At 48.9% G+C, this 26,022-nt stretch carries 16 protein-coding genes and 1 CRISPR repeat array; of the genes, 11 read left to right on the forward strand and 5 right to left on the reverse strand.

Annotated elements, in window-relative coordinates:
- The first annotated feature begins 45 nt into the window (after positions 1 to 45).
- Positions 46 to 3,234: a CHAT domain-containing protein gene (locus HY774_14550; protein MBI4749704.1), complete on the forward strand. Its 3,189-nt coding sequence runs from the start codon at positions 46 to 48 to the stop codon at positions 3,232 to 3,234.
- Between the two features lie 783 nt (positions 3,235 to 4,017).
- On the opposite strand, the gene HY774_14555 is transcribed toward HY774_14550, so the two are convergent.
- The 3 genes from HY774_14555 to HY774_14565 form a co-directional block, all read right to left on the reverse strand.
- Positions 4,018 to 5,055 (reverse strand): hypothetical protein, encoded by a 1,038-nt coding sequence (locus tag HY774_14555; GenBank protein MBI4749705.1) that lies wholly within the window; start codon positions 5,053 to 5,055, stop codon positions 4,018 to 4,020.
- A gap of 161 nt (positions 5,056 to 5,216) precedes the next feature.
- Positions 5,217 to 5,780, reverse strand: coding sequence for a Uma2 family endonuclease (locus HY774_14560; GenBank protein ID MBI4749706.1), 564 nt, complete (start codon positions 5,778 to 5,780; stop codon positions 5,217 to 5,219).
- 541 nt (positions 5,781 to 6,321) lie between these two features.
- Positions 6,322 to 9,474, reverse strand: a complete 3,153-nt coding sequence (locus HY774_14565) for a glycosyl hydrolase (GenBank protein ID MBI4749707.1) — start codon at positions 9,472 to 9,474, stop codon at positions 6,322 to 6,324.
- Between the two features lie 227 nt (positions 9,475 to 9,701).
- On the opposite strand from HY774_14565, the gene HY774_14570 reads away from it, so the two are divergent.
- Positions 9,702 to 10,016, forward strand: coding sequence for a hypothetical protein (locus HY774_14570; GenBank protein MBI4749708.1), 315 nt, complete (start codon positions 9,702 to 9,704; stop codon positions 10,014 to 10,016).
- A gap of 151 nt (positions 10,017 to 10,167) precedes the next feature.
- Here the strand turns inward: HY774_14570 and bamD are convergent, their stop codons facing one another.
- Positions 10,168 to 12,996 (reverse strand): outer membrane protein assembly factor BamD, encoded by a 2,829-nt coding sequence (gene bamD, locus HY774_14575; protein ID MBI4749709.1) that lies wholly within the window; start codon positions 12,994 to 12,996, stop codon positions 10,168 to 10,170.
- Positions 12,997 to 13,030: 34 nt separating this feature from the next.
- On the reverse strand, positions 13,031 to 14,524 hold the full coding sequence (locus tag HY774_14580) for a DUF3142 domain-containing protein (protein MBI4749710.1): 1,494 nt from the start codon (positions 14,522 to 14,524) through the stop codon (positions 13,031 to 13,033).
- A gap of 575 nt (positions 14,525 to 15,099) precedes the next feature.
- On the opposite strand from HY774_14580, the gene HY774_14585 reads away from it, so the two are divergent.
- From HY774_14585 to HY774_14625, 9 genes are all read left to right on the forward strand, one after another.
- A complete protein-coding gene (locus tag HY774_14585) occupies positions 15,100 to 15,357 on the forward strand; it encodes a hypothetical protein (GenBank protein MBI4749711.1) in 258 nt (85 codons plus the stop codon).
- A gap of 555 nt (positions 15,358 to 15,912) precedes the next feature.
- Positions 15,913 to 16,914 carry a type III-B CRISPR module RAMP protein Cmr1 gene (cmr1, locus tag HY774_14590; GenBank protein MBI4749712.1) on the forward strand — a complete coding sequence of 334 codons (1,002 nt, stop codon included), beginning with the start codon at positions 15,913 to 15,915 and terminating at the stop codon, positions 16,912 to 16,914.
- Entirely contained in the window at positions 16,911 to 18,887 is a 1,977-nt protein-coding gene (gene cas10 / locus HY774_14595; protein ID MBI4749713.1) for a type III-B CRISPR-associated protein Cas10/Cmr2, read from the forward strand. Before cmr1 ends, cas10 begins: the two co-directional genes overlap by 4 nt.
- Positions 18,884 to 19,987: a type III-B CRISPR module-associated protein Cmr3 gene (cmr3, locus tag HY774_14600; GenBank protein MBI4749714.1), complete on the forward strand. Its 1,104-nt coding sequence runs from the start codon at positions 18,884 to 18,886 to the stop codon at positions 19,985 to 19,987. The genes cas10 and cmr3 overlap by 4 nt, the downstream gene beginning before the upstream one ends.
- A gap of 1 nt (position 19,988) precedes the next feature.
- Complete coding sequence (cmr4, locus tag HY774_14605; protein MBI4749715.1) at positions 19,989 to 20,924, forward strand: type III-B CRISPR module RAMP protein Cmr4; 936 nt, start codon at positions 19,989 to 19,991, stop codon at positions 20,922 to 20,924.
- A gap of 14 nt (positions 20,925 to 20,938) precedes the next feature.
- Positions 20,939 to 21,328 (forward strand): type III-B CRISPR module-associated protein Cmr5, encoded by a 390-nt coding sequence (gene cmr5 / locus HY774_14610; GenBank protein ID MBI4749716.1) that lies wholly within the window; start codon positions 20,939 to 20,941, stop codon positions 21,326 to 21,328.
- Positions 21,325 to 22,257, forward strand: a complete 933-nt coding sequence (gene cmr6 / locus HY774_14615) for a type III-B CRISPR module RAMP protein Cmr6 (protein MBI4749717.1) — start codon at positions 21,325 to 21,327, stop codon at positions 22,255 to 22,257. Before cmr5 ends, cmr6 begins: the two co-directional genes overlap by 4 nt.
- A gap of 145 nt (positions 22,258 to 22,402) precedes the next feature.
- Positions 22,403 to 23,521 (forward strand): putative CRISPR-associated protein, encoded by a 1,119-nt coding sequence (locus HY774_14620; GenBank protein ID MBI4749718.1) that lies wholly within the window; start codon positions 22,403 to 22,405, stop codon positions 23,519 to 23,521.
- Between the two features lie 226 nt (positions 23,522 to 23,747).
- Positions 23,748 to 24,956 carry a TIGR02584 family CRISPR-associated protein gene (locus HY774_14625; protein MBI4749719.1) on the forward strand — a complete coding sequence of 403 codons (1,209 nt, stop codon included), beginning with the start codon at positions 23,748 to 23,750 and terminating at the stop codon, positions 24,954 to 24,956.
- 422 nt (positions 24,957 to 25,378) lie between these two features.
- A CRISPR array of direct repeats spans positions 25,379 to 26,021; the repeat unit is 37 nt; unit sequence GTCCTGAACACCTTTAGACCTGGCCGGGGATTGAAAC.
- The last annotated feature ends 1 nt before the right edge of the window (position 26,022 follow it).

The following is a 26,022-nucleotide window of genomic DNA, read 5'->3' on the forward strand; positions in this document are numbered from 1 at the left end:
CTGGATCAACGCTGAAATTGGATAGAAGGAAAGAGCAATACGTTCGTGATACAAAAACAAACCTCCGTTCGTCTGGTCCAGGTAATTTTTTTCTTTACCTGTTTTCAACTCAATGTGTTTCTGGCTGCCGGACAAACTCCGGGAGCCTCTCAGGCTCAATCTTCGGAAACACTTGAAAAAGCCAGAAAATTTCGTCAAAACAATAATTTAGCTGATCTCCACGCCTCACTGGCGTGTTATGAAACGGCGATTGCTGACGCCCGCCAGAGCCACAATTCGACTAATTTGGGGCGATTGTATTTTGAAGCCGGTCAAGTCTATTTCCAGTGTGGCAAGGTTGATTCAGCGCTTGAACGGCTGGGACTGGCGCTTGAGCAATATCAGGCTGTGAATGACAAAACCACTCAGGCCAGGATTTTAAATTATCTTGGGTCAATTCACATCTTTCGCGGGGAATTTCAACCTGGGATCGAGAACTTCAATCAAGGGTTGAAGTTGTGTCGCGAACTCAATGAAACGGTTGGGATTGCCTATGTTCTGGTCAACCTTGCAACTGCTCACCAGGGAGTGGGGAATTATCAGGTTGCGATTGATTGCCTGGCCGAGGCACTGATGATCAGAAAACAAGTGGGTGATCTGCGCGGTCAGGCGATTGTGCTGTATAGCCTTGGGACACTTCGTTTAGAACAGGATGAAACTGCCATCGCGATTGAATATTTTTCCCAGGCGCTTGACCTGCATCGGGCAGACCTCAAGGACCCAGGCGGGAAAGCCATTGTTTTAACTGGGCTCAGCACGGCGTTTTGGAAAGCTGAGCGATACGAAGCGTCTTTAAAATATGCTGAAGAGGCCCTGGCCATCTTTCAACAAATCGGCGACCAAAAAGGGAAGATCCAGTTACTGATTACGATGGGGAGTGTGGCCCTCAAGTATGGCGAATACCAGAAAGCCTTTAACCTGGCAAATCAGGCACTTGAACTGGCCGAACAGACCAGTGATGTTCAGTCACTGATGTATTTATATCAGCTCCTGGGAAACTATTATGTCAGTGTGGCCGACCTTGAAAAATCAATTCAGTATTACCAGGATTCATTGCGGTATGCTCAAAAGTTAAACAATGTTGTTCAGCAAGGCATTTTGATGAGTTCAATCGGCTCGGTCTATTTTCGCCAACAACAGTACCCGGCGGCTCAACGTGCTCACCAGCAAGCGGTTGAGCTGCTTCGAAAAACTGGCAACCGGTTGAATTTGGGGCAGACGCTTCAAAATTTGGGCGCCGCCCTGCATCAGCAAGGCCGCCTGGATGAGGCACTGGTTGCCCTGGACGAGGCCAGGTCGCTTTTACAGGCGATTGAGTATAATTCAGGGCTGTCTGGGGTGTATGTAGAAATTGGGCAGGTCAAGCTTGCGGCTCACAAATCAGATGAAGCCTATGCTGCATTTCAAGCTGCCCTCCACATTGCGCGCAAGGCAAACGACAATTATTTAGAGGCCCATGTTTGTTTTTGTTTAGCCAAACTCGAACGATCACGGCAAAATTTTGATGAAGCGGTCCACCTGATTGAAGAAGCGATTGCGAAAGCCGAATATGCACGGGGAAATATCAACGACCCATTTCAGCGAGCCACATTCTTTTCTCAGGTTCAGGAGTTCTTTGACGTATACCTCCTGATTTTGATAGACCAGTATCACCAGCACCCGAGTCCAGCCGTGCTTGTGAAAGCATTTCAGGTTCACGAACAAGGGCATTCGCGAAGTTTGCTGGATAGTCTGTCAAATCAAAAAGGTTCCGACCGGTTGGCAGATTCATCACTTCTTGGTCAGGATATCAACCTGCGAAATCAGATTGCGTTCAAATGCGCCCGGTTGACCGAACTTTTGAACCAAACACACACGGCTGACCAGGAACGTCAACTGAAATCTGAACTTGAGGAACTCCTCACCCGACACCAACAATTGAAAGAAGACCTCCGACAGTCACGCGATGTAAAAACGGCAGCTATCGCCCCAGTGCCTCTGGACTTAAAAGACCTCCAGGCACGGCTCGATTCTGAAACTGTTCTGGTCAAATATGCGATGACCAGGGAAAAAACATTTGTTTGGGTTGTAGACCGTGAGTCGTTCCGGATGGTTGAACTGGCTGACCGGGCCACACTGACGCCGTTGATTGAACGGGTCCATCTGGCTTACTCGCAGAGTGACCAAAGCCGCAATTTGACAAAGCTGAACCAAAAAAGCGTGCTTGAAAGCCAGTCGCCAGTCTGGAATCTCAGTCGCCAGCTTCTTGACCCGATCCGACCGTTCCTTCGTCAAAAACTGTTGATCATCCCGGCAGATTCCATGTTTTCCATTCCATTTGGAATCCTGCCTGTTTCGGATGCAACGAACCCAAACCAGACACACTATTTCATTGAACTTCAGGAAATCAGCATTCTTCCCTCGACCTCACTGATGAAATATTTTAAGCCAACTCCCTTGAATGCTGATTCCATTGAACACATTGCCGTGTTTGCCGATCCAGTGTTTAGTTTGAACGATACCCGAATGAAGGCCATTTCACGCAACATCAACCAGAAACATGGATCCAGCCAGCGGACGCTGATTCTTGGACGTGATGACTCGACGAAACCCATTCAAACTACAGAGCCTCTGACTATCAATCGGTTACCCTGGACAGAGAAAGAAGCACAACGGATTCAACGATTTGCTCGCAATAGGAAAGTACTGGTTAAATCTGGAGCAGACGCCACTTTGTCGGCGTTGCAGGCACTCGATCTGGAGGAACTGCAAATTCTCCATTTTGCCACTCACGGGCTGGTTGACCAAAATCACCCTGATTTGTCAGCCCTGATTTTGTCGCTGGTGGATAAAGATGGGAATTCGATGGATGGGTTTCTGCGCGGGGCCGATATTGTAAATCTGCGGCTCAAAACAGAACTGGTTGTGTTATCGGCCTGCCACACTGGCACCGGAAAAGAGATTCCTGGCGAAGGAATTCTCAGCCTGACCCGAAATTTTCTGATGGCCGGGTCACAGCGGGTGGTTTATACCTTGTGGGCGGTCAATGATCAGGCAACGACCCACCTGATGGAGCGATTTTATTTTCATCTATTAAAAGAGAAGCGTACTCCGGCAGATGCGCTGAGAAAAGCCCAACTTGATATGCTCCGCACCGAGCGCTGGAAAGACCCATACTACTGGGCTGCCTTTCAGATCCAGGGGGCGATGAACTGATTGTAACGCGAAAGATTTGGAGTGCGGTGGCTTGACATAAGGTTGGAGCGAGATTCTCTGGCAGACGGGTGTCAGATAACCCGCAATGACTGGAATGGTTGAGATAAACACAGGTCGGTACCCGGCCACCTGGATATTGAGTGAATACAATCCCGGCTGAAGGTCCACAAACTGAAATTTACCCTCCACATCAGTCCTGGCTTTGATCCCTTCTTTCCACGAATCCATTCGAAGTTCAACTGATTCTTCGGCCAGGGCGGCTCCAGTTTTATTGGTGAGGATTCCGACTATCAATCCAGCTTTCCGTGGTTGATGGTCACTCAGCCGACGATTTAACTTTGAGTGAAGTTTGACACTGGGAAGGATCGGCTCTTCATATTTCAAAGCGATGAAATCATCAGCCGTTCCAGGCCGCCGATCTGGTCCACTCGACGAAAACGAAACCACAGCTTTCCGAATGGACATTGTCCCGGTTGGAATCAACGGCCAGTGAAACGACGCAAGATATTCGGAATGTCCAGGTTGAGCGTGGGGAATCTGGAACACTCGATCTGGTTTGACTTCAAATTTTGGTGAAAAGGGGCGTCCCAGGGATCAGTCAGATTTTTCGGCCTGCGAGGTAGTTGAAGCGCCTGATTCCATTCAGCACGGTTTCTTGGAAAGTGCTTATGCTGATGGCGATACGCCCAGCCGATATCATCTACTGGATCAGCCAGTTGGTCGAGTTGCTCAACTGACTCGGCCCAAACTATGAAATCATCGCTCGTAAGATCGCCTGGCGATTCAAACCGACCATTTGGCCCGGCGCTTTTGACGATTTTGGAGTTGATCGGATGTGACTCGAATTTCATAGTTGCCCAGAGGGTCCGCCACCGGAATTTCCCAATCAAACGCAATAATTCCATTTGCCGAAGCCGTGAGTGAGTGTTCCACAACCTGTTCCTGCTTTGGGTTTGTAATAACCAGTGTCACTTTTTCATTGGGCAACGCATGATTGGTGAGATCAAAAAGCTGAGCCCGGATGTGCATTGTCTGGCCAAGCTGATACAGTGGTTTATCAGTGTGCAGCAAAAATTGGGCTGGGGTCTCGACCGAGATATGTAAGGTCGTTTCGGTTTGATACAATCCATCGTCAGCTTCCAGGTCCAGTTGGGAGTCATAGTCAATTGACTTTTCAAATCGAAAGGTCAGCATTGCCAGACCATTTTGATCAGAAATAGCTTCCTGCCGGAGTTGACGATCAATCGAGTTGTCAGGTGTTTCTTCCTGATATTGAATTGTTCCTGAAATTCGTACTCCGACGATGGGTGACAAAGTCGTTGGATTGAGAACTTTAACGGGTAAATGAAAGTCAGTGCCGGTGCAGGCTGTATCCGGGCTTATGAACGAGATGACAAACGGCTCCGGATCAGGTCGGGCAAGTTCAATCAAACCACTTTGGAACTGATTGCTGTTTGGAAGATGAACCCGATAGGAAATTTCCTGCAAGAACGGTTTTTTCCATGTGAACCCCTGGGCCGGCAACTGGTCCTGGTCAAATTCATAGGAGAGTTTCTGCAGTCCCGGTTTGAGTTCAACGAGTTGTGTGGAGGCCGGCTGGGAGTGATTATTTTCATCGTCGAGTTCATAAAAAACCTCGATGGTCAGCGGTTCAGCCGAATGATTTACCGCTATCACAGAAAATTTCGAGAGATTTTGTTCCCGGTAAAATCTGGCGGAATAGTTTTGGATTTCAAAGAGTGGTTTAGGTGATTGGGCCAATGCTGGCACACCCATCCCAAGACAGACCACGACCAGCAGGTTTGCGAGAAACTTCGGCATATCAGTTCCCCTGAAATTAAGTGATCGTTGCGGATAAAAACCGTTTGGGACACGCTCTCAGATTTGAACTGATCAACCCACGAGCGCAAGGCTAGAACCAGTTTAGGCTTGAACGGGAACTGATGGCAATGGCGGAGAAAGACAAATACCCTGCTCGACGGCTACGGCAATTTAAAAAACTGTCGGGCTGGAACCTCAAAACCAGGAAACAATGGAGATTTCAAGGTATCCTCGTCTTTCAAATGTGAAACAAGATGCAGGCTCTTTCTTTTGAGCCGGTAAACTTCAATGGATTGGGTCTCAGGGTCAAAAATCCAGTACTCAGGAACATGGTATTTGGCATACAACTGACGCTTAATTTCACGATCACGCAGTGCATTGTCAGCTCCAGGAGAGATGATTTCAATGACCAGATTAGGACTTCCCGTGATCTTTTCACCCGTTGCGATTTCTTTTCGTCGGTCGTGTGTCAGATAAACCAGGCCAGGAATAACACCACTGAAGTTACTCAACAACACTCCTGGCCCAGGAACTAAAATCCCTGATGGAGTGTCTTCCAAAAACTTTTCAATGATCACAATAATCCGAGAGACAATTTGCTGGTGCTTGAGTCCAGGAGCACGAGACACAGTTAATTCTCCATCAATGAGTTCATAGATGTTACCGTCATCGGGCATGAGGTCGAGAACTTCGACCGTCAGCAGCGGTTCGAATCGTGCGACCATACCAGCCTCTCAATAAAAAAGATAAACAATGGTCAAGGATAATCAGTGGAAAGTCAAACTGCATTGATGGCAAGGTGACAGGGTGACAAAGTGACAAAATGACAAGATGACAAGGTGACAAGGTGACAAGGTGACAAGGTGGCAAGGTGACAGGGCATAAGCGCCAGGATAAGGGTTTTAGGCCCGGAGGGTCGTCGTTTAATAGCCGTGGTGCGAAGCCCACGGTCACGGCCAGGACGAGACCCAAACCCAACAAGAACGTCATTCAATACCAACGGAAAGGGCACGGGCTTTCTTATCCTGGCGCTTAAGTACCTTACCGAAAATTTCCAGACATTTTAACCACGAAACACACGAACTACACGAAAAGAATCAAACACTTACCAAACCCAATATCTCAGGAAACTTATGACAAGGTACTTATGACCCTAAATCCTGACCAGATGACCAACTGACAAGGTGACAAGGTGATTTCTTTCATCCCTCATCCCTCATCCCTCACCCCTTCCGAAAACCCTGAACCCTGAACCCTGGATTTCCGTCACTTCACCCCGATATAGGGCAAATCCATATCTTTGGCCAATTTATTGATGGCGGCCAGGTCGGTTTCAACCAGTGATTTCATTTCACCCCGGTACTGGGCGAGTTCGGCTGAAAGACCCGCGTAGACTTCACGCATCCCTTGAGTCGGTACGCCGTCGCTGTCTTTGACCCATTCAAGCAACGGACTCAACTGAGAATACAATTTTGCTCCGCCTTTTTGTGCCAGAATGTCATAGGTGACCTGGGCTTTCGGGTTATGGAGTTTGGCTTCGAGGGCGTCGAGTTTTTCAGTCAATGCTTTGGCCGCCTTGACCAGTTCGGCGGCTTTTTCATTGTCTTTCAAAAGCTGAGTTCGAGCCGCGAGTTGTTGTTTGAGAGAGCGCAGTTGCTCGACGGTTTCGGTTAGCGTTGAAATATCATCTCGAATTTTAAGGGCAAACTGAAGCTGTTCAACGAGTTGAGCCTGAGTGAGTTGAACGCGTGGATCGGGCTTGATCACCAGTGGCGTCGTTATGGCCTTTCCATCAACCAGAAGGCGGAGCGTGTAGGTGCCAGGCACGGCAGTTGGACCAACTTTCGGCGTTCCCGCGTCAACTTTAGCACCTTTGATCAATTTGGCACCGGTGTGGGCTAAATCCCATTCTACACTTTGCAAGCCCGGTTCAGTTGAAAGCACATCTTTGGGCTCGTCTTCATCGCCTTCAGAATATTCAGCTTGGTCGGCTTCTTTGGGTTCCGGAACACTGCTCAAAGTGCGAATTACCGTTCCTTTGTCATCCAGAATTTCAAGTTTGAGTTCTTTGGCTTTTTGCTTGAGGTGGTAAAAGATAACCGCCCCGGTTGCCGGATTGTCGCCCGCGTATTTGTCTGGAGTTGAGTAATGATACCGCCAGCGGTGAACATCAGATGTCGCGAAGAGAAATACATCCTGACTTGTTATCTTGTCGCTCATTTCGCGAATCGGTGTCAAATCATCCAGAATCCACAGCGAACGTCCAATTGTACCTACGACCAGGCTGTTGTCTTTAACGGCCAGATCACACACGGCTACGGTTGGAAGATTGAATTTGAGCGGTTTCCAGTCGGCGCCGTCGTTGGTCGAATAGACGACACCACATTCAGTTCCGACATAGAGCATACCTTTACGTTTGGGATCTTCGCGAACGGCATGCAGGTACACATCTTGTGGTAGCTTGTCGGTCAGGCGTTTCCAGGTTTGGCCGAAATCTGAAGTTTTGTACAAATAAGGCCGCATATTATCGAGCCGGTGGGCTTCGACGACCACGTAGGCGGTGCCGGCATCATGTGGAGAAGCTTCAATACATTTCACCGTGCCCCATTCAGGGAAATCCGGCATCTTCCCGGTGATATTGGTCCAGTTTTTGCCGCCGTCACGCGACACGTGAACCAGTCCGTCATCCGAACCTGCCCAGAGCAGGTCTTTTTGTTTCGGAGACTCCGCCACGGCAAAAATCGTGCAGTAAAACTCAACCCCGGTATTATCGCCAGTGATCGGTCCACCCGACCATTTCTGTTTGGTTTTGTCATTGCGGGTCAAATCCGAACTGATGGGCGTCCAGCTTTGGCCGCCATCAGTGGTTCGAAAAAGCACATTGGAAGCGTGATAGATAGTTTTTGGGTCATGCGAAGAGATCAAAATCGGGGAGGTCCACTGAAACCGGTATTTTAGATCTTCGGCGCCGTGGCCGGAAGGATTGGTTGGGTAAATCGAGACATTTCGGGCCTGACGGGTGCGATGGTCATAGCGCGAAATGTAGCCGCCATATTCACCAGCATACACAATATTTGGGTCAGTTGGGTCGCTGGCGGTGTGGCCAGCTTCGCCGCCACCAACCGTGTACCAGTAATCGCGGGTAATGCCACTGCTGCTCAGACTGTTGCTTGGCACCAGTGCCGTGCCGATGTCCTGCATGGCGCCTGAAACCGCAAATGGCACCGCATTGTTGACATTGACGCGGTAAAACTGGGCGATAGGGAGCATCGGGGCATACCAGGTTTCACCGCCATTGGTGGTAATGTCTACGCCACCGTCATTGGCGGAAATCAATCGTTTCGGATCCGCCGGGTCAATCCAGATATCATGGTGGTCGCCGTGATGTGGACCTTTGACGGCTTTGTAGGTCTTCCCGCCATCAATGCTTTTCAGAAGCGACACTTGCGGACAGTAAATAATGTCGGCATTGGTCGGATCAACTGTAAAGGTGCTGAAATACCAGGCTCGTTGCCGGATACCCTTATAATCGCTGGCATAGGTCCAGTTTTCGCCGCCGTCATCTGAACGGTACATCCCGCCTTTTTCAGCTTCGATAATGGCATACAGTCGCCGACTGTCAGAAGGAGCCACGGCCACACAAACCTTGCCCCAGATGCCTTCCGGCAAGCCATTTCCAGTCAGTTGTTTCCAGGTTTCACCGCCGTTTCGTGAGACATAGAGCCCGCTTCCTGGGCCCGCCGTGGTTAACTCCCAGGGCTGGCGACGAGCCTGCCAGAGTCCAGCAAAGAGAACGTTGGGATTTGATGGATCAAAACACACATCCGAAGCGCCGGTGTCGGCATTTTTCTTGAGCACCTGCTTCCAGATTTTTCCTCCGTCGGTGGTTCGGAAGACACCGCGTTCGTCATTGGGCCCAAAGGCATGTCCGAGCACCGCCGCGAAGGCCACATCCGGGTTTTTCGGATGGACGATCATGGTTCCGATTTGGCCTTCCTGTTTCCAGACGTGCGACCAGCTCTTTCCAGCATCGGTAGATTTGTAGATTCCATTGCCAGCCGCCACATTGCCACGGATGTTGGCCTCGCCAGAGCCGACATAGATGACATTTGGATCAGACGGCGCCACCGCAATTGAACCAATCGAAGAAATCGGCTGATCGTCAAAAACAGGTTTCCACGTGAGGCCACCGTCAACCGTTTTCCAGACGCCGCTCGCGGCCCCGGCAGCATAATAAATGGAAGGATCGCCAGGAATGCCAGCCACACGGGCGACACGGCCTCCGGCAGCCGGACCAATGGAGCGAAACTGGAGGACTTTGGATTCTTTTTTTTCGGTTGATTCTGATTGAGCACTGACTGGGAAGGGCTGAAAAACGATAAGAAGCAATAAACTGCACAAAAGGCGGTACAGGGGCATTGATGAATTCTCCTGCTGAGTGAGAGATGTGAAATGCGACGGGAAGGAATGGGGTAAGGTAAAGGGAAAGCAGGCGAGAGTGCAAGCAATTTAGGGCTTGGGGCTTGGGGCTTGGGGCTTGGGGAAATACAAATTCAGCAATGGTTTAGCTGGTACTCAACCAGGGCTTGAGGATGAAGGTAAGGATGTGGTTTGATTGAGGTAGGTCTCAATGAAAGGAGATGAAGATGCCCGAAGTCCAATTGAATCAAGTTTTATATCAAGCGCAACAACTTTCTCCCCAGGACCAGCTTGAACTGATCAAGCGCATAGCTGCGAGTTTAAGTGAGGTGATGGGTGCAAAAGAGAATGTGGAAAACCTTGAAGGGAACCTCAGAATGTGTGATTCAACCGCTGGCAATGAATTCCTTTCTTCACCTCGCATTCCTGGCTTACACGCAGGAGAAGTCTGGATGAGCGAAGACTTTAATGAGCCACTTCCCGATACGTTACTGAGATTAGAGTTAAGAGTTCCGCCTTCAGGCGGCTCCCGCGTTCATTGAGACCATCTTTGGGATACCAAACCCGCCTGAAGGCGGAACTCTTAACTTTTTCCTGCTTGATTGAAGACAGGTATGCAGTTAAGTAACTCAATCAAATAAGCTTGGTGAACTACTGACTACGGACTACTGACTAAAAACTCATTCTGGCTCCCTATCCAAAAAGACTGAGCGTAAAACTCAACAATCCCCACAGCAGCAACACGAACGCGCCGTGGACCAGCGTATGTGCCGAAATGGTAATTGCTTGATAGAGACGTGGTTGAAGTTTGAGGTTGGCTGGTTCTTCCTGGATATTCATCTGGTCCAGAAAACGCTGTTTCCTCTGATTGACCAGCATCCAGAGTAAAACAGTGAAGGGGATCAGATAGAGGCACGATGTCACACTCCAGAACCATTCCGACCATCTCCGGCTAAACTCAGGCAGGTTCAACACATAGCCTTTGTACCATTGCCAGAGGCTTGAGCCAAAACCAATGACGGGTTCGCTCCAAACAGCCAGTTTTTCAAAGGCCCGTTCACCTCGTGATTTGCGTGGTAAGGGTTTGGGTTTGGGGGCAAATCCGGGGCCGCCGTTGACTGTTCGGGTTGACGGCTCCCATCCAAATGTTCCGCACGGCAATTGATAAAGTGGATATTGACGCCGAACATCATCATAGGTGACCCATCGGTTCCCGGCGTGACGGCCTGTCTGGGACATTGCCCGCCAGTACGGGCTGAAGTTGATCAGTCGTTCGTCACACACCGCCGCTGTATAGAGTGCATCTGGTGCCGCCGGGCTCCTGGGATAGGCGTCAACGATGGCCAGAAACATGGTTTTGGCCTGCGCAACGGCTTCGTGGTTGAGGTGATAGTCCCAGAGTTGTTGTTCTTCGTTCGGAAGCGAGAAGTCATTTTTGACGGCAATGCTCGAATACCGCATCCCCTTCCACGCCGCCGGGTTGTACAACAGAAACGAACCGCCTTGATACACGTAGCTCGCAAACTGGTACATCGCCTCAGCCCGCTGGGTGTCATCCTGGGCGGAATCAATTCGGGATTGCAAAAACTCAAGATCATCAATGGTTTGCAAATCCCGATGGAGCCAGCGGCTGCGGATTCCTTTCACCTTCCAATCAATATCGATTTCGGTACTTTTTGGACTCGGCTTCAACTGGGTTTCAAGATTCTGGTAATCGTACTCAGTCATGATGTTCCAGTGATATTGTTCATCAATGTAATCGCTAATGGTTCTGACGTTGGCAAAGGCTTCGCGAGCCTCTGCCCACTGGTGGTTGCGAAGATACCGAATACCCAGCCCGTACCAGAGTTCGTTCAGTTCAGTACTTTGAGGATGGGTAGTGATGAACTTGTGCAGTTCCTCCGGGGTCATCATGACATCAATCAGGTAGGCCACATCAAGCTGATAATCGAGAGCGAGGTATTGTTCAAGCGCGACATCCCGACGGCCAAGTTCTTCGGCCAGCATTGCCAGATGGCGGCGAGTGCCTTCGACGAGGTTTCCGGTGGGAAACTCCTGGATCAGTTGGGTGAATGCTTTGGCGGCAGCATCCAACTGGTGATGGCGGTATTGAGCAACCCCAAGCACCCACAGCCCGCGTGCCCGCTCCATTCCATTTAATCCCAGCCGCAACGCCTGACTTGCCAGTTTGATAGCGGCTGTGTGATCACCGCTTTCCAGATTTGCCATGGCTGCTCGCAACGCAAACCCGCCAGACAGTTTGGATTGCGGGAATTTGTCCATCATCCTGGCTGAAAAGCCAGCAATGCGCTGGTACTGGTTTTGGGCCCAGGAATCGTCAATGTCACCTTCACTGCAGCCGCAGTCTCCTTCAATAGAATCAATTGTTTGCGTGTAGTTGTACAGCTCGTGATAGGTATAGGTCAGGGCGATTTCAGGATCAGTTGAAAGCAATTGCTGCAACCGGTACATTTCGACTTCGGTGGTGTCCTGACGAGTGAGTGCGAGTGACCGCACCGCCTGCCGCTGGATGATCGGATCATCAATTGAAAGTTGTTTGTAATAATAAACCAGGGCTTGCGGACGATTCCCAAATTGCAAATTCATAAAGCCCAGCCAGCCGAGCACATCGCCTTTGTAACGACCGTTTGGGTATTCGTTCACTACGCGCTGAAAAGCCCGGCGAAGGTCGGCCCAGTCTTCATCAGGCGTTGGTGAATCGGTTTCAGGATCGGAGGTCCAAAAGGCAACCGTACATTTGGCTTCGGAAAGAGCCGCAAGGTAGAGTGCGGCTTCGCGTTTTTCACTGGTTGGATACCGCCTGGCCAGCTTACGAAAGGCGGTGGCCGCTGCCACGTAATCTTGCTGGGCATACAGGACCGCCGCCGACAGGAACGCGACATTATCGCGCAAATTGTGATCCAGTTTTTTCAATTTTGGTTCTTCTTTTTGATCCTCCGGCTGGGTATCAAAAGCCTGCCGGGCCTCAATGTAGTTCCAAACAGCCTCACTGGATGATCCCTGTGTGCGAGCGGTCAACGCGTCCAGTTGGTCAATCGCCGAATTACGTCGGGTCTGGACATCGGTTGTTTCCTGGTAATCGCTGAAAAAATCAACTTCGGTCAGTTCAAGGTAGCGCTCTAAAATTCGCTGATAGGTTATTTCGTTACGGGTTTCAAAGGCTTCATCAAGCTCGGCCCACGTGGTATCGGCTTCGCCTGCAAGCTGGCTGAGATCATCGGAATCGTCTTGATTGGGCCAACTTCGACCGGGGTGTGCTTTTCTGGTTTCTGACAGTACACCCGGTTTTTGAGCCTGAATTCTGGGGAGCAAGCCGAATTCACGAACGCTTGAATAATTAAACCTGACCGAATGCTCGTCTCCGCCAAACCATCCGCAGCCAATTGCCGCTATTGAGGTTACTGACAGAATACTAAGCAGGGTGAAAAACAAGCGGGCTGATACTTTGGATAAAATCTGAGCAATGAAGTAACTAAAGATAGAATCAAATCGGTGTTTCATAAAAACTCGATAAGAATGGAACAATAATGAGTTGTTACGGGGTGGAAGTAATAGAGGTGTTCGTCTCAAATCGGCTCCCATCGCTGGTTCGGGCAATCAGGCGGACAGGCAAGGAAGGCAGGGCATTTGAAAACTCAATCTGGACGGAGGCGGTTTCACCTGGGCGCAAAATACCTCGAGTCAATCGCACCAGATTGGACCGTCCTTTGGAGCCTGGCACCAGGGCTGGCGGCGGGCCAGGTGTTGCCATTTGAATGACGTGCAGGAATCGAAACTGTGGAAAATCAGAGTTTGTCAGGTTTTCCAACTGGCCTTCCGGGTAGGCAATTTCAAGTTCGAGGGCATTTGGGTCAGCCAGTAAACTTATGTTTCCAGTATTTTGAACTGTGACTATAACTGATTTTCTCCCAACGGTTTGCATGGTAACTGTGAAATGTGGGTGTGAAGGCAAATCAGAAAGCGCCGGGTTGAGTTCTTCGCCCGGCAGCATTGTTGTATCCAGTTGGCCTGGAAACCGAAACAGGCATATTCCTAACAATTGATCTCCGGCATACTGACGAACCAGCCGGGCAGATTCGCGCAAAACCTGGCTGTTGGGAATTTCAAGCACCAGAGAATCGCCGGAATACAGCGTGATGCCATCAATGGTGCAATCGGTTCGGGGGCGGAATTCATAGCGCCAGTTGGAAGATGTTTTGACGCTGTAGGTTTCGCGGTTGACCAGTTCCAGATTCGAGTTGGAAATGATCTGTGTCGGGTCAAGATCGCCGTACAAACCTTGCAGGTTTCCTCTGGAATTGTAATGAAGCGCATACCCGTACGCGGCCAGTCCAGCCCAAAATGGATGCCCAATGGACCGCGCTTGCTGGATGGCTCGGGCCACGGATGCCGGAGAGCAAATCGGAATTCTTTCCGTTCGTTTTTGAGGGATTTTGCCGCCGTAACACTGTGGAATCCAGAAATCGGTTTCGTTGAGCAGTTTGCGCAACTGAGCCGGCGAATTCATCCACGTCGGAAGCCCCGTGACTGAAAAAAATGTGCCGTGCGGAAGTGTGGACCGCACGGCACGTACCAGAGACCCGTAGTGAGGGAGTAACCGGGTTGGAGCATCAAGATCGAGTTGGATTCCGACCACCTGCGCTCCATCGGATTGAGCGCGACGGCAATCGGTTTCAAAGGTTGACTGAACTGCACGGGCAAAATCGGTTTCGGAAAGTGTTTCAAATGTGTTGAGGAGCGCCGGCGTCGCGTTATAAACCAGATGAAGGTTGAGGTCTGATGGAAATTGACCGACCGCCGGGCGAATACGTTCGATTCGATTCTGGTTCAGGTCAAACTGTCCGGCGCGAAGAAAAACCGTTCGGGTGTGAAACGGTTGAAGTGTTTCGTGGACTTCAGTGGCTGGTGGCAGGTTGGTTTGCCAGAACCAGAACGCAATTTCGACTTCGGCTGGCTGCCAGACCTTGTGGCTGGCGGTGTGCCACCCGAATGCCACAAAACCTGTGAGCACGATCAAGCACAAGACCACAAAGGGGTTTCTAAGCCACCTTATGGCGCCAACAGCCGGGACTTGTGTTTCCTTTGTGACATTCAGGGTGTTCATGCTGGCCAGTTTCGGCCAGTTTTACAAATGAAAACACCCGACGTTCAACAGTCGCTTTGGCAGGAAAATACAACCTGCCGTGAGAGGAAATGACACCCGTTGGCTGTGGGAATCCCCCTGGAAAAGAATTGAGGAATTGATTGATTACTTGCGCGAAGTTGATTGGATTCAAAGCTTTATGTACGCATCTTGAAGCTGTTTTGACGAAAAAAAACTTGAATATTTGCGCAAATTCCTTTCAACTGAACATTCTTGCATGTCGCAGCCTGCCCGCTTGCATTTCAATTCCCACCGACGGTTAGTGGACCGTAGCGTAAGTTTTTGAACAAATTGCCCTCATTCTGAATTTCCTGCTCCATTGGGTGTGGTAAGACGTTGTCAAGTGATCTCAGTTCATTCAAAAACTTACGCTACAGCCCACGGTGCTCCGGGCGAGCATTTCCCCAAGCGTGTCTTTTTCAGCCATCCCAAAAAATCGGGAACCCCAAGCAGGGAACAGAATGACCGGAGCCGGTCGGGCTCTTCAACCATCAAACTGGCATACCAGGTCGCGAAGCCGGTCGTTTCGCCACGGGGTCGTTGACGAGCATCCACTGGTCATCACGATTTCTCACGCCCAAATAGCTGGAGGGGTACCGCCGATTCACAATGATCCGTTTGATCGTCTGTTCATTGCCCAAGCACCGGTCGAGAGATTCACCCTGGTCACGCGGGATAAAAACATAAAACTATATTCAGTGAACATCCTTGAAGCCTGATTGGTGGTTGCTGGATTGACATTGCTTCAATGTGTCATAATTTTTTCAAGCTGATCTCTTGCGGCTTGACAAACCGGAAGCAGAAGAAATTTCCTCTAAATCTATCTCTTTTTTTCTTGAAACGGACCTGTATTTGTGAAACAGTAGACACACTCAAAACTTTTACCCATTTTTCCAAATCATCTTGCTTATCTTTTGAACAAGAATGAGTTGTATTCCACTGATCAAATAGTTCCGTTGCTGTAATCAATACTGTTTGTGGTTGTTGGCGTGCCAGCCGTTATTGAATATTCACGGTTTCCCGTTTGAAAAGGAAGTTATGGGGTGCATCTATGTGGAAATGATCGTGTGACTTGAATTTGATTTGCTCCCTTTCAGGATTTTTTGGTTTGGCCAGAATGGCAATATTTTTACCTGACAGGTTATCTGGACAAGGTAGTCAAAAAAAATTCAGGTCGCCCAACTGATAGGCTATGTCTGGTTCACAAAGTCTGAACCACTCTTGAAAGTGGGGAAAATTCCAAACAGTGCTTCCTTCATTACTACGAGGTTCAAATGACGCTCCCAAAACTGCAATTAACCTTGGAAACAGTCACTCCTCTTTTTTTAGGCGGGGCAACCCAACAGCCAGAACTCAGACCGGCTTCGGTTCGGGGCCAATTACGTTTTTGGTTGCGTGCAGCCCTGGGCGGAGTAATAGGTGATCACAATTGTAATTTGCTGTCTCAATTAGAGTCTAATGTCATGGGAAAAACGGACCATGCTTCATCTGTGGTCGTAAGGATAACCTCACCTTCAATAATTCCTGGGTCCGAACCGCTTTTACCACACAAGGTTGGAAATCAGGGGGGCATCGTTCAGGCATTTCGCCCAAATACTTCGTTTGACTTAATTCTCTCTTCCAGATTTGGTGCCTCACCAGACGCACTTGAGAGTGCTGGTTGGAGTTTGCTGCTTTGGGCTACGTTAGGGGGATTAGGCAGACGTTCAAGACGTGGTGCAGGGAGTATCCGTATTAAAGAGATAGTATCAATCCCAACCTCATTTTCAGAGAACTTGAAACAATGTTTGGAATCCTCGAAAGATAGATTTGATACAGGAGAAGAACTGGCTGATCATATTAGGACTGTAATTGAACAAAGTCGTATTGCTTTTGCCGCGTTTTCTTCGCCAGGCATAGTCAGCTTTTCTGAAAATCTTCCTGTGTTTTCGATTTTATTATCCCAATCCCGTGTTGTTGTTTGGACACCACTCAATACGGATCTCAGTGATTACAAAACAGTTTTAAGCAAGCTCATGAACCAGATGTCTGATCAAAAAGCGAAGCTTGGAGGATTAGAATTTGAACAAGCTTTTGGTGGGATTTCTCCACGCCGCCGTGCATCGCCTTTAGTCATTACAGCTCACAAGTTAGAAAATGAGTGGGCACTTGTTCTGACATATTTCAAAGCTGAAATCACGAAAGGTCAACCTGGTAAATCCTGTCATGTTACTTCGTTTTTAGACTCTTTAAGCCCCAAATGGGAAGTCAACTCAACGGGAGGTGCCAAAAAATGAAATCTTCACTATTGGCTTTTCACCTTGGCCCCATCCAGGATTTCATCTCAACAGCCAGACGAACTCAAGATTTGTGGATTGGAAGCTGGTTGCTATCACATTTGAGTCGAACTGCCATTAAGACAGCCCAAGGCAACCAGGCCATCCTGATTTTGCCGAAGCCGAAAATGTCATCGAAGTTTGGTGATCCAACTGAAGCCGATACCCCCAATCATTTTTTGGTGGAATTTGAAAGTGATGAACCATCAAAAGTTGCTGAGAACATTGAGGCAGCCGTCCGAAGTGAATGGAAACGAATTGCAACTCAGGTGAAAACAGAGTTCTTTAAAGAAGTTACGGATGGATTATGGGACCGGCAAATCAATACATTCCTGGAAATTTATTGGGTAATTCTCACAGGTCCCGATTTATCTCGAAATGATGCACTGGCAGCATTAGACGCCCGAAAAAGACTGCGTGATTTCCAACCAACGGAAGAGCCCCATATCAAATGCACGTTGTGTGGGACTCGCCAGGAACTCAGCGGGAAATCATCAGTCTATGACGCCCGAAAGTGGTGGTTTGAAAAAATAAACCAGGATCCGGGTCGTTTACGACTTCGAGAAGATGGTTCGGAACGACTCTGCGCCGTGTGTGTCGTGAAACGAACTGCCCTGGTAGCCAAAGCAGTGAACTTGGACAAACAAGACGGTTCTTTCCCGTCAACCAGCGGTGTTGCTGCCGCACCATTCAAAGCGAAACTATTAAAAGAAGGTGAGGCAGAACCCCTGTTGAAACTTCATTTTCAGGCTTTGGAAGATGTTTTTCTCCCTGCTCAAGTGGATGAAGAGTGTCTTCCGGAACTGGTTCGAATTCACACGGGGTTTTCACAAGCAATTCGGAGGAAACTTCTTACCTACGACGGAGATGTGTTCTATCCAGAACAGTTTGTTGAAGAGAAATTTAAGAAGGAATTTCCTAAATCCTTCAATGATCTGACAGCTCTCACTCAGCAAAAAGCAGATGAACTTACTTTTTCGAAAGACGATTTAATGGAATATGAACAATCTTATGACGACGAAGAACTCTTCAAAGAAGAAGTTTATACTCTACAGGCTCGGCTTCGTAAAGTTCATATTCAGCTTCGGAATCTCGTGAAAAAACTGGAAGTAAGTCCTTCAAAGTATTTTGCGGCCCTGATGATGGACGGCGACCACATGGGAGCTTTTTTTGGCAATGCCAGCACCGAACAAGCCCAGGAACTCAGTGAGTGTGTTTCCACCTTTGCCCGTGAAAAGTCCAAAACTATCGTTGAGGAACATTTCGGGCGGTTGGTGTATGCCGGGGGGGATGATGTGCTGGCGTTGTTACCACTGGAAACAGTCCTCCCTTGTGCCAGAAAGTTGCAGGAAGAATTCAAATCATCCATCAAAGATATTTCCTTACCTGAAGGAGTGGCTCATTACCCAACCCCGAGTGCCGGGGTTGTGATTGCGCATCATCTTTCACCGTTGGACCGGGTGTTGTCTTCTCTGCGAGGTGCTGAGAAAACCGCCAAAAATCGCTACGGACGGGATGCTCTCTGCGTGTATTTACTCAAGAGGTCCGGAGAGGAAATCCAGGTTGGAACCCATTGGAAATATGACAATCCAGGTCCGGTTGATGCGGTAGCCATTATGGCCCAGGTTATCAAGGCGCTTCGAGATGAGACGTTATCTATGAAGTTTCCCTATGCGGTTTCAGAAGAAGTTCGGGGGCTTTGTGCCACGACTTTACCGGCTGAAGCGAGGGGTGCTGCACTCAAAAGACTGGCCAAACGCCATAGCGAGCAGGGTGATGAGAACAAAACGAAGGCAAAGGAGATTGCCACTTTGTTGGCTGCCTGGTGCGAAGGAAAAAATCCTGATGATTCCAGGTCTTTAGGATTTGAAGAAATAAGCCGATGGATCCTGGTCGCCCGCTTTATTGCTGCTGGAGGGAGGGATGAACGATGAGCCCGAAAACAATTTTTATTGAACCTTCTGATGTGTGGTTGTTTCGTGATGGACGTCCCTTTGCTCCAAATGATCGAGCCCAGGCGGCCAGTGTATTTCCTCCAACCCCGCAAACTATGCAGGGTGTGATTCGATCAGCCCGATTGTCAGAAAGTGGAGAACCGTTTGATTACAAACAATGGTCGCCAGCACTCGTGGCTGAAATTGGTCAACCTGATAATTTTGGGGCTATTCGGTTGCGTGGCCCAATCCTGGCCAAACGCGACGGAAACCAGATTCAACCCTATTTTCCCTGGCCACAGGACGTCACCAGGCTCAAAAGTGGCTGGCATGTACTTTCTCCGGCTGAACAGCAATTCAAAACCAACTGGAATGAAAACTTGAAACCATTGCTCCCACCCAAAGGAAGCGAGCCCGAAAAATTTGAGTCTGGCTGGTTAAGCCGGGAAGGGGTGCAAGCTTATCTTTCAGGTCAAATATCAAATGACCACATTCAAGAGACCCATAAAATTTATGCTCGGGAAGCCCGCAATGGTGTGCAGCTTGAAAGTCATCCCAAACGCCCGGCAGAGGGCATGCTCTATCAGGTTGAATATGTTCGAGTACAGACAGATGTCGGGCTTTTGCTTGAAGTGGATGGTGTGAACCTCAAAGATTCAGGGTTGTTACAGCTTGGGGGCGAAGCACGAGCCGGACGGTATTCAACTATTACTGGAACAGTGGATCTGGCACGAAATGAACGGCTCAAGGAGACAACGCCGCTCCGGTTTAAATTGTACCTTGCCACGCCTGCCTTTTTTCAGCAGGGCTGGCTCCCCAGAGACATTGATGCCCAAACACTGAAGGGAAACTGGTGTGGGGTTCACGTCACACTTATTTCGGCGGCACTCGGGAAACCACAACCGATTGGAGGCCGCAATATTGCTCACGGTGATGTGCAACGGGCGATCCGCCGGGCGGTTCCTGCCGGGAGCGTTTATTTCTTTGAAACCAATCAGTCGGTTGATGATGTGTTGCGGGCATTTGACGGAAAGTGTGTTGCGGATTCCACTGCCGATGCCCAAATTGGGTTTGGACTTTCCTACATAGGAGGCTGGTAAAATGTTTGAGAAATCTGAAATGCTCTATCTGTATGTTGAAACTCCGCTTCACGCCGGAAGTGGCAGCAGCGTCGGAGTGATTGATTTACCGATTCAACGCGAACGAGTCACCGGGTATCCTCTGGTGCAGTCATCTGGGGTCAAAGGAAAATTGAGGGCTGAGGCACGAGAGGCCCTCAAGAACAAAGAAGAAACCGACATTGATGAAAAAATTGCTCTTGTTTTCGGTCCCGAAAGTGATAGCGCGCAGGAACATGCCGGTGCCCTTTCGCCGGGTGATGCCCGGTTGCTGCTGTTTCCAGTCCGTTCCCTGGTTGGTGTTTTTGCCTGGACCACCAGCCGTAATGTCCTGGCCAGATTCAAACGCGATTTGGAAGCTGCCGGGAAAAAAGTTGACTGGGATCTCACAAACCTTCCTGATAATGGAAACGCCTGGACCGTTGACCAGATAAGTGCTGTGGCTGGTGGAAAAGTGGTTTTGGAGGAGTTCGCGTTTACCGCAGCGACGCACGCAGATGTAAAGATAATTTCTGACTGGATTGCCGAAAACGTCTTCCCTGGGTCAGCGGAGTACACCTACTTTCAAGAGAAGGTCAGGACCAATCTGGTGATCTTACCTGAAGATGCCTTCCGAGATTTCGCTCAGTTTGCCACTGAAGTCATCACCCGAATTAAAATTGACCAGGAAACCAAAACCGTCGCCCGAGGGGCGTTGTGGACGGAAGAACATCTTCCTTCCGACACGGTTTTATATTCGCCATTGCATACAACTCGGCCTCGAAAAATCAAAGAAAACAAAATCAGGACGCTTCAATCCGCAGGCGATGTGTTGCAATTCGTTCGTGATTTAGGGCTGGAGCGCATTCAACTCGGCGGAGATGAAACGGTTGGCCGTGGAATTGTCAGGCTTAACTTGAGTGGAGGTAACGAATTATGACTCCAGAAAATAACATTTCCCGGCAACGAACGATTGAACAGGCACGAGCAACCGCAGCCTGGAACAATATTCAAGAAGTGAAAGGTCAGGATTTTGAGGCGAAATACAGTTCCTGGGCAAAGAAATTTCCAGCTCTGGTTTTGAACAACGGGCTTGGACAGGCACTGGCCTTTTTACGAGCCAAAAATAAAGATGAACATCAGGCTCTTTACAGCCATTTCTCAAGATGGGTCACCAGCCAGATTTATCGCACCAGTGATAATGAATTACTTGAACGTCTGATTGGGTCTCACAGCAACAGTTTGGATTACCGACACGCAACCACCGAAACCCTCGCCTTTGCCGGCTGGCTCAAACGGTTTGCAGAAGCTGAATTGAAATCTGAGGAGGATCAATCCCAATGAGGTATCCACTTCCTAAAGATACAGCAAGTGTTTTAACCATCCACAATCACCCAGGTCTGGAGTTGGATCGGTATTTGCAGATTTCTGATGACGGATGGGACCTCACGCTTGCGACCAAGAAAAAATCGCTTCCTCAGTGTAACTCCCCATTACTCAAGGCAGTGAATGCGCGATACACAGCCATGATCGAAAGTTACAAAAAAACGGGCCATCACCCAGGCCAGTTCACGGCTGTCACTGATTATCGCCTGGTCGTAGGATTTGGGGTTGAACACGTCCTGGAAACCAGTCTAAACCTGCATCGGATTTATGGAATTCCACTGATTCCCGGTAGTGCCTTGAAAGGTGTTGCCCGCGCCTGGGCATTTTGGGAAATCGCCCAGAAATTGAAAATTCCAGCAACTACCCCGGAAGAAAGGGCACAGCGGACGCAGGACCATAAGAGAACCCCCCTGCAACAATTAGACGACCTGCTTTCAACCGGTGAAACGCAAGAACAGCAACGACTTCTCGACCGCCTGAAACACGATGAACTTTGCAGGGAAGTTGAATCCATTCAGTCATTAAGCTTAGAACTGTGGCTGGAAACAGCCGGTCTGTTCAGTCAAGTTTTTGGAACAACGCGTCACCAGGGCGAGGTGATCTTCTTTGATGCTTACCCTAAACAGGCACCCAGGATTGAACTCGATATTCTCAACCCGCACTATGGTAAGTACTACAACTCACACAACCCACCCGCAGATTATGACAAGCCAATCCCCACCTTTTTTAGAGCTATTGGTGAAAATACTGCTTTCCATTTCGCCGTTTCAGCTAAAAACATAAACCTGGTGGAGACAGCAAAATACTGGCTGGTCCAGGCGGTGACTGATTTAGGTGTAGGTGGAAAAACGTCTGCTGGATATGGGTTTATGAAGAACATCCAGTGATTTAGTTCAGAGTTCCGCCTTCAGACGGGTTTCGTATCCCAAAGTTGATCTGAAGGAACACGGAGGCCGCCTAAAGGCGGAACTCTAAACTTTTTCCCGAAGAAAATGGCTGAAATCAAACAAATGGATTCAAAGGAGTCAGAGTATGCACCGAAAGCCATATTTTGTGTTGTCACCTTGTGGGACGAGCCTTTTCACAAACGTGGTCAGCAATGAAGAACGTCCGCTGGTCGCCAAATATGCCAATACAAAATCTTTTGACCAGATTCCTGAAGCTGATGCGGCTGTTTTGTCAAAGATTTTAGCCAGGGCGAACGATAAGCTGGCGGCTGCCGATGTGGCGGCTGTCGTACGGATTTCTGCTGAGTTAAACAGTATTGTTCGGCTGTATGGATCAATCATCAAGGGTCCCCAGGATGTTCACGTGCTGTTATGTACGGACACCTGGTTGGGGAATCAATCGGCTGAACTGGTAAAAGCCTGGCTTGAAAAGCACGAATTGCAAAACGTGCAGGTCAGACGCCAGACTGATTTGCAGACGGCCAGCCTTCAGGCATTTCAATGCGCACTTTCAGGGCTGGTGGAGTGGTGTGAGGAAACGGTGACCGGCTATCAACTGGCAAACTACCACGTGGTGTTTAATTTGACTGGTGGGTTTAAAAGCGTCCAGGGGTTTTTGCAAACCCTGGCCATGTTCTATGCCGATGAAACAATCTATGTATTTGAAACTGGAAATGAGTTGTTACGGATTCCACGACTCCCTATAAAGATGGATTTTGAAGCAACGATTTTGGGTCATCTGAATGTATTCCGAAGACTGAGTCAGGGGCTCAAAGTTACGGATTCTGAACATATTCCCGAAACGTTGTTGATGCAACTTGATGGAGACTTGACCCTTTCAGCCTGGGGAGATCTGGTTTGGAAACGATCCAAAAAGGACATTTATGAAAAGACACTGCACCCTTCCCCGTCTGAAAAGATTGTTTTTTCTCCCCAGTTTGAAAAAAGCATTGAGAATCTTCCCACAGATCGGCTTCTTCTCATCAATGAAAGAATTGACCAGCTTGCCAGATATCTGGAAATTGACCGGCCTCAAGGGCGACCTTCCCTCCGTGGTCTTGACTTCAAAGACGTGCAGAGAAACCCAAAACCACCCTCAACCCACGAACTAGACGCCTGGTCAGATAAAGACGCCAGGCGGATTTTCGGTCATTTTGAAGGACCAGTTTTTCACCTGGATAAATTGGATAAAGGACTCCATTAGAGGTTATAGATACCTTGTCATAAGTTTCCTGAGATATTGGATTTGGTAAGTGCTTGATTTTTTTCCGTGTTTTCCGTGTTTTCCGTGGTGAAAATGTCTGGAAATTTTCGGTAAGGTACTTACCATTTCGGAATAAGCACAGCGTATTACGAAAAAGCTAAGTTATTGAAAAAATTGAATTTTTCTGACCTCCAACCCCTGGCCACTGACCCCAAAATGGTATCATATGAAACACATCCTGCTTTGTGTGGCGGGGTTGACACCCCAAATCGTAACCGAAACCCTCTATGCTCTCACCCAGCAACGTGGCGAACCGGTTGACGAAATCCGCATCATCACAACCCTTGATGGGCGAGACAGGGTAATGTCTACCCTGTTGACCAATCCGGCACAACAGGAAGGCAAATTCTTTGACTTCTGCCGGGATTTTGGAATTGCTCCGGAACGCATTGCCTTTTCTGAAAGCCATATCACGCTGCTCCAGGCCGCCGATAAAACCCATTTGACGGATATCCGTTCGCTCGAAGACAACGAATCCGCCGCCAACCAGATTTGCGAAGTGGTCCGAGAATTGACCAAAGATGCCAGCACCCAATTACACGCCTCAGCAGCGGGTGGCCGAAAAACGCTGAGCATTTACCTGACGGCAGCAATGCAATTGTTTGGCCGCCAGCAGGATCGCCTCTCTCATGTCCTGGTCAGCCCCGATGAACTGGAAACCACGTTTGGTCGCAGCTTTTACTACATTGCCCCAGGTGAGTTTATGGATTTGGAGGACCGTGCCGGCAAACTCCATCGTGTTGAAACCAGTAAACTGCGAATTGATCTGGCTGATATTCCCTTCATCCGGCTCCGGGGGCTGGTTGAAGGGTGGAAAACTGGCGTTCAGGGGAATCATTCCAGCCTGGTAGATCAAGGACAGGAAAATTTAAACCTGCTTGAATCGGCCAACGATCTGGTCATTGATTTGAAAAAAAGGACAGTCCAGGTGGGAAGGCATACCGTAAAATTAACCGAACGTGAGTTTTTTGGGTATTTGCTGTTTCTCCGAAAATATTGTGCCGGGCAAGCTTCCATCCGGTTGGAGGACATGACACCTGAGTATCTCGAATCAACACGCGAGCACTGGGAAACAATTTTGGGGAAAAGCGAAGGTGAAATTTCCATTGATCTGTTTTCTTCGCGGTTCAATGATTTTTTCAAAATGTTGCTTTCTGAAAGCAAAAGCACCAGTCTCAGCGCCAAAGAATCGTACCGAAATTCGTTCATTGAAATGCTGTCCAAAATCAAAAGACAGTTTTTGAAGAAAGGGATTCCTGACCGATATTTGTTCATTGCCGACCACACCACCTCTACCGCTCGTGAATACAAAATTGGGATTTCCCTGGACCAGATTATTGTGTTTCCGGCAGGTGTTTCCTTGCTGGACCGATAAAGGGGTTGTTGTGTGAAGGGACAAATTGGACGAAGGAAACCCAAGGGACAAAAAAGGCAGAGTACCCTTTGGGGATTGGTATTCAAAAGGGGGTGGAAAGACACTTTCACAGAAGCATTACAGGTGAATTAAAGTATTGATAGGCATAAGTTTAATCAATAGAATGATTTTAAAAAATTATTGACTTTCCGCTTCCATCAGGGTACTGTGACCAGGTCACACACTCGCTTTTCGGGCTAACCTCAAAATTCCTCAAAATGGCCCAGGTTAGCCCAAACCTGTAACTCTAACTCAATCAACCAGTTTCCTTGAAAATTGAGGATTTTGAACCAGTCGAAACCCCGCCAGGAAAACCTGCGGAAGGCAGGTTAGCCGAACGGGTAGTTTAAGTAGTAGTTTTTAAAGGGGTTAAGACTGCCAGAGTCCTGAACACCTTTAGACCTGGCCGGGGATTGAAACGGCAGGGTCATTCTGCTCTGAGGAATATCCCCAGACCGGAAGGTCCTGAACACCTTTAGACCTGGCCGGGGATTGAAACTCGGTGGCGTCGTGAACCAGGCGGTAAAGTCTGAAACCAGGTCCTGAACACCTTTAGACCTGGCCGGGGATTGAAACGTCGACGGAGCCGACGGACAGAACGAAGTTGACGGACTGTCCTGAACACCTTTAGACCTGGCCGGGGATTGAAACTTACATTAACAATCGCGTAACAAAGAACGGCTAGCCCGTCCTGAACACCTTTAGACCTGGCCGGGGATTGAAACTCCAACTTTTTGAGTCAGGCATCAATGCAAAAAAAAAGTCCTGAACACCTTTAGACCTGGCCGGGGATTGAAACCAGGTGTTATTTCCTGAAAAAAACTGTATATCTGTGGGTCCTGAACACCTTTAGACCTGGCCGGGGATTGAAACACCAAGATCAGAAACCTCACTCGGCTCTTTATTTGTGAGACAGTCCTGAACACCTTTAGACCTGGCCGGGGATTGAAACCAAGGGTTGTGGCGCTCCGCCCGTGATGGTTACCGATGTCCTGAACACCTTTAGACCTGGCCGGGGATTGAAACA

The organism is Acidobacteriota bacterium (genome assembly GCA_016208495.1).
Taxonomy (GTDB): Bacteria; Acidobacteriota; Blastocatellia; order Chloracidobacteriales; family Chloracidobacteriaceae; genus JACQXX01.

Bases quoted from the DNA above. Each gene is read 5' to 3' on its own strand.
- HY774_14565 (MBI4749707.1), bottom strand. From the start codon at position 9,474: ATGCCCCTGTACCGCCTTTTGTGCAGTTTATTGCTTCTTATCGTTTTT.
- cmr6 (MBI4749717.1), top strand. From the start codon at position 21,325: ATGAGGTATCCACTTCCTAAAGATACAGCAAGTGTTTTAACCATCCAC.
- cmr4 (MBI4749715.1), top strand. From the start codon at position 19,989: ATGTTTGAGAAATCTGAAATGCTCTATCTGTATGTTGAAACTCCGCTT.
- HY774_14585 (MBI4749711.1), top strand. From the start codon at position 15,100: ATGACCGGAGCCGGTCGGGCTCTTCAACCATCAAACTGGCATACCAGG.
- bamD (MBI4749709.1), bottom strand. From the start codon at position 12,996: ATGAAACACCGATTTGATTCTATCTTTAGTTACTTCATTGCTCAGATT.
- HY774_14570 (MBI4749708.1), top strand. From the start codon at position 9,702: ATGCCCGAAGTCCAATTGAATCAAGTTTTATATCAAGCGCAACAACTT.
- cas10 (MBI4749713.1), top strand. From the start codon at position 16,911: ATGAAATCTTCACTATTGGCTTTTCACCTTGGCCCCATCCAGGATTTC.
- cmr3 (MBI4749714.1), top strand. From the start codon at position 18,884: ATGAGCCCGAAAACAATTTTTATTGAACCTTCTGATGTGTGGTTGTTT.
- HY774_14555 (MBI4749705.1), bottom strand. From the start codon at position 5,055: ATGCCGAAGTTTCTCGCAAACCTGCTGGTCGTGGTCTGTCTTGGGATG.
- HY774_14620 (MBI4749718.1), top strand. From the start codon at position 22,403: ATGCACCGAAAGCCATATTTTGTGTTGTCACCTTGTGGGACGAGCCTT.
- HY774_14560 (MBI4749706.1), bottom strand. From the start codon at position 5,780: ATGGTCGCACGATTCGAACCGCTGCTGACGGTCGAAGTTCTCGACCTC.
- HY774_14625 (MBI4749719.1), top strand. From the start codon at position 23,748: ATGAAACACATCCTGCTTTGTGTGGCGGGGTTGACACCCCAAATCGTA.
- cmr1 (MBI4749712.1), top strand. From the start codon at position 15,913: ATGACGCTCCCAAAACTGCAATTAACCTTGGAAACAGTCACTCCTCTT.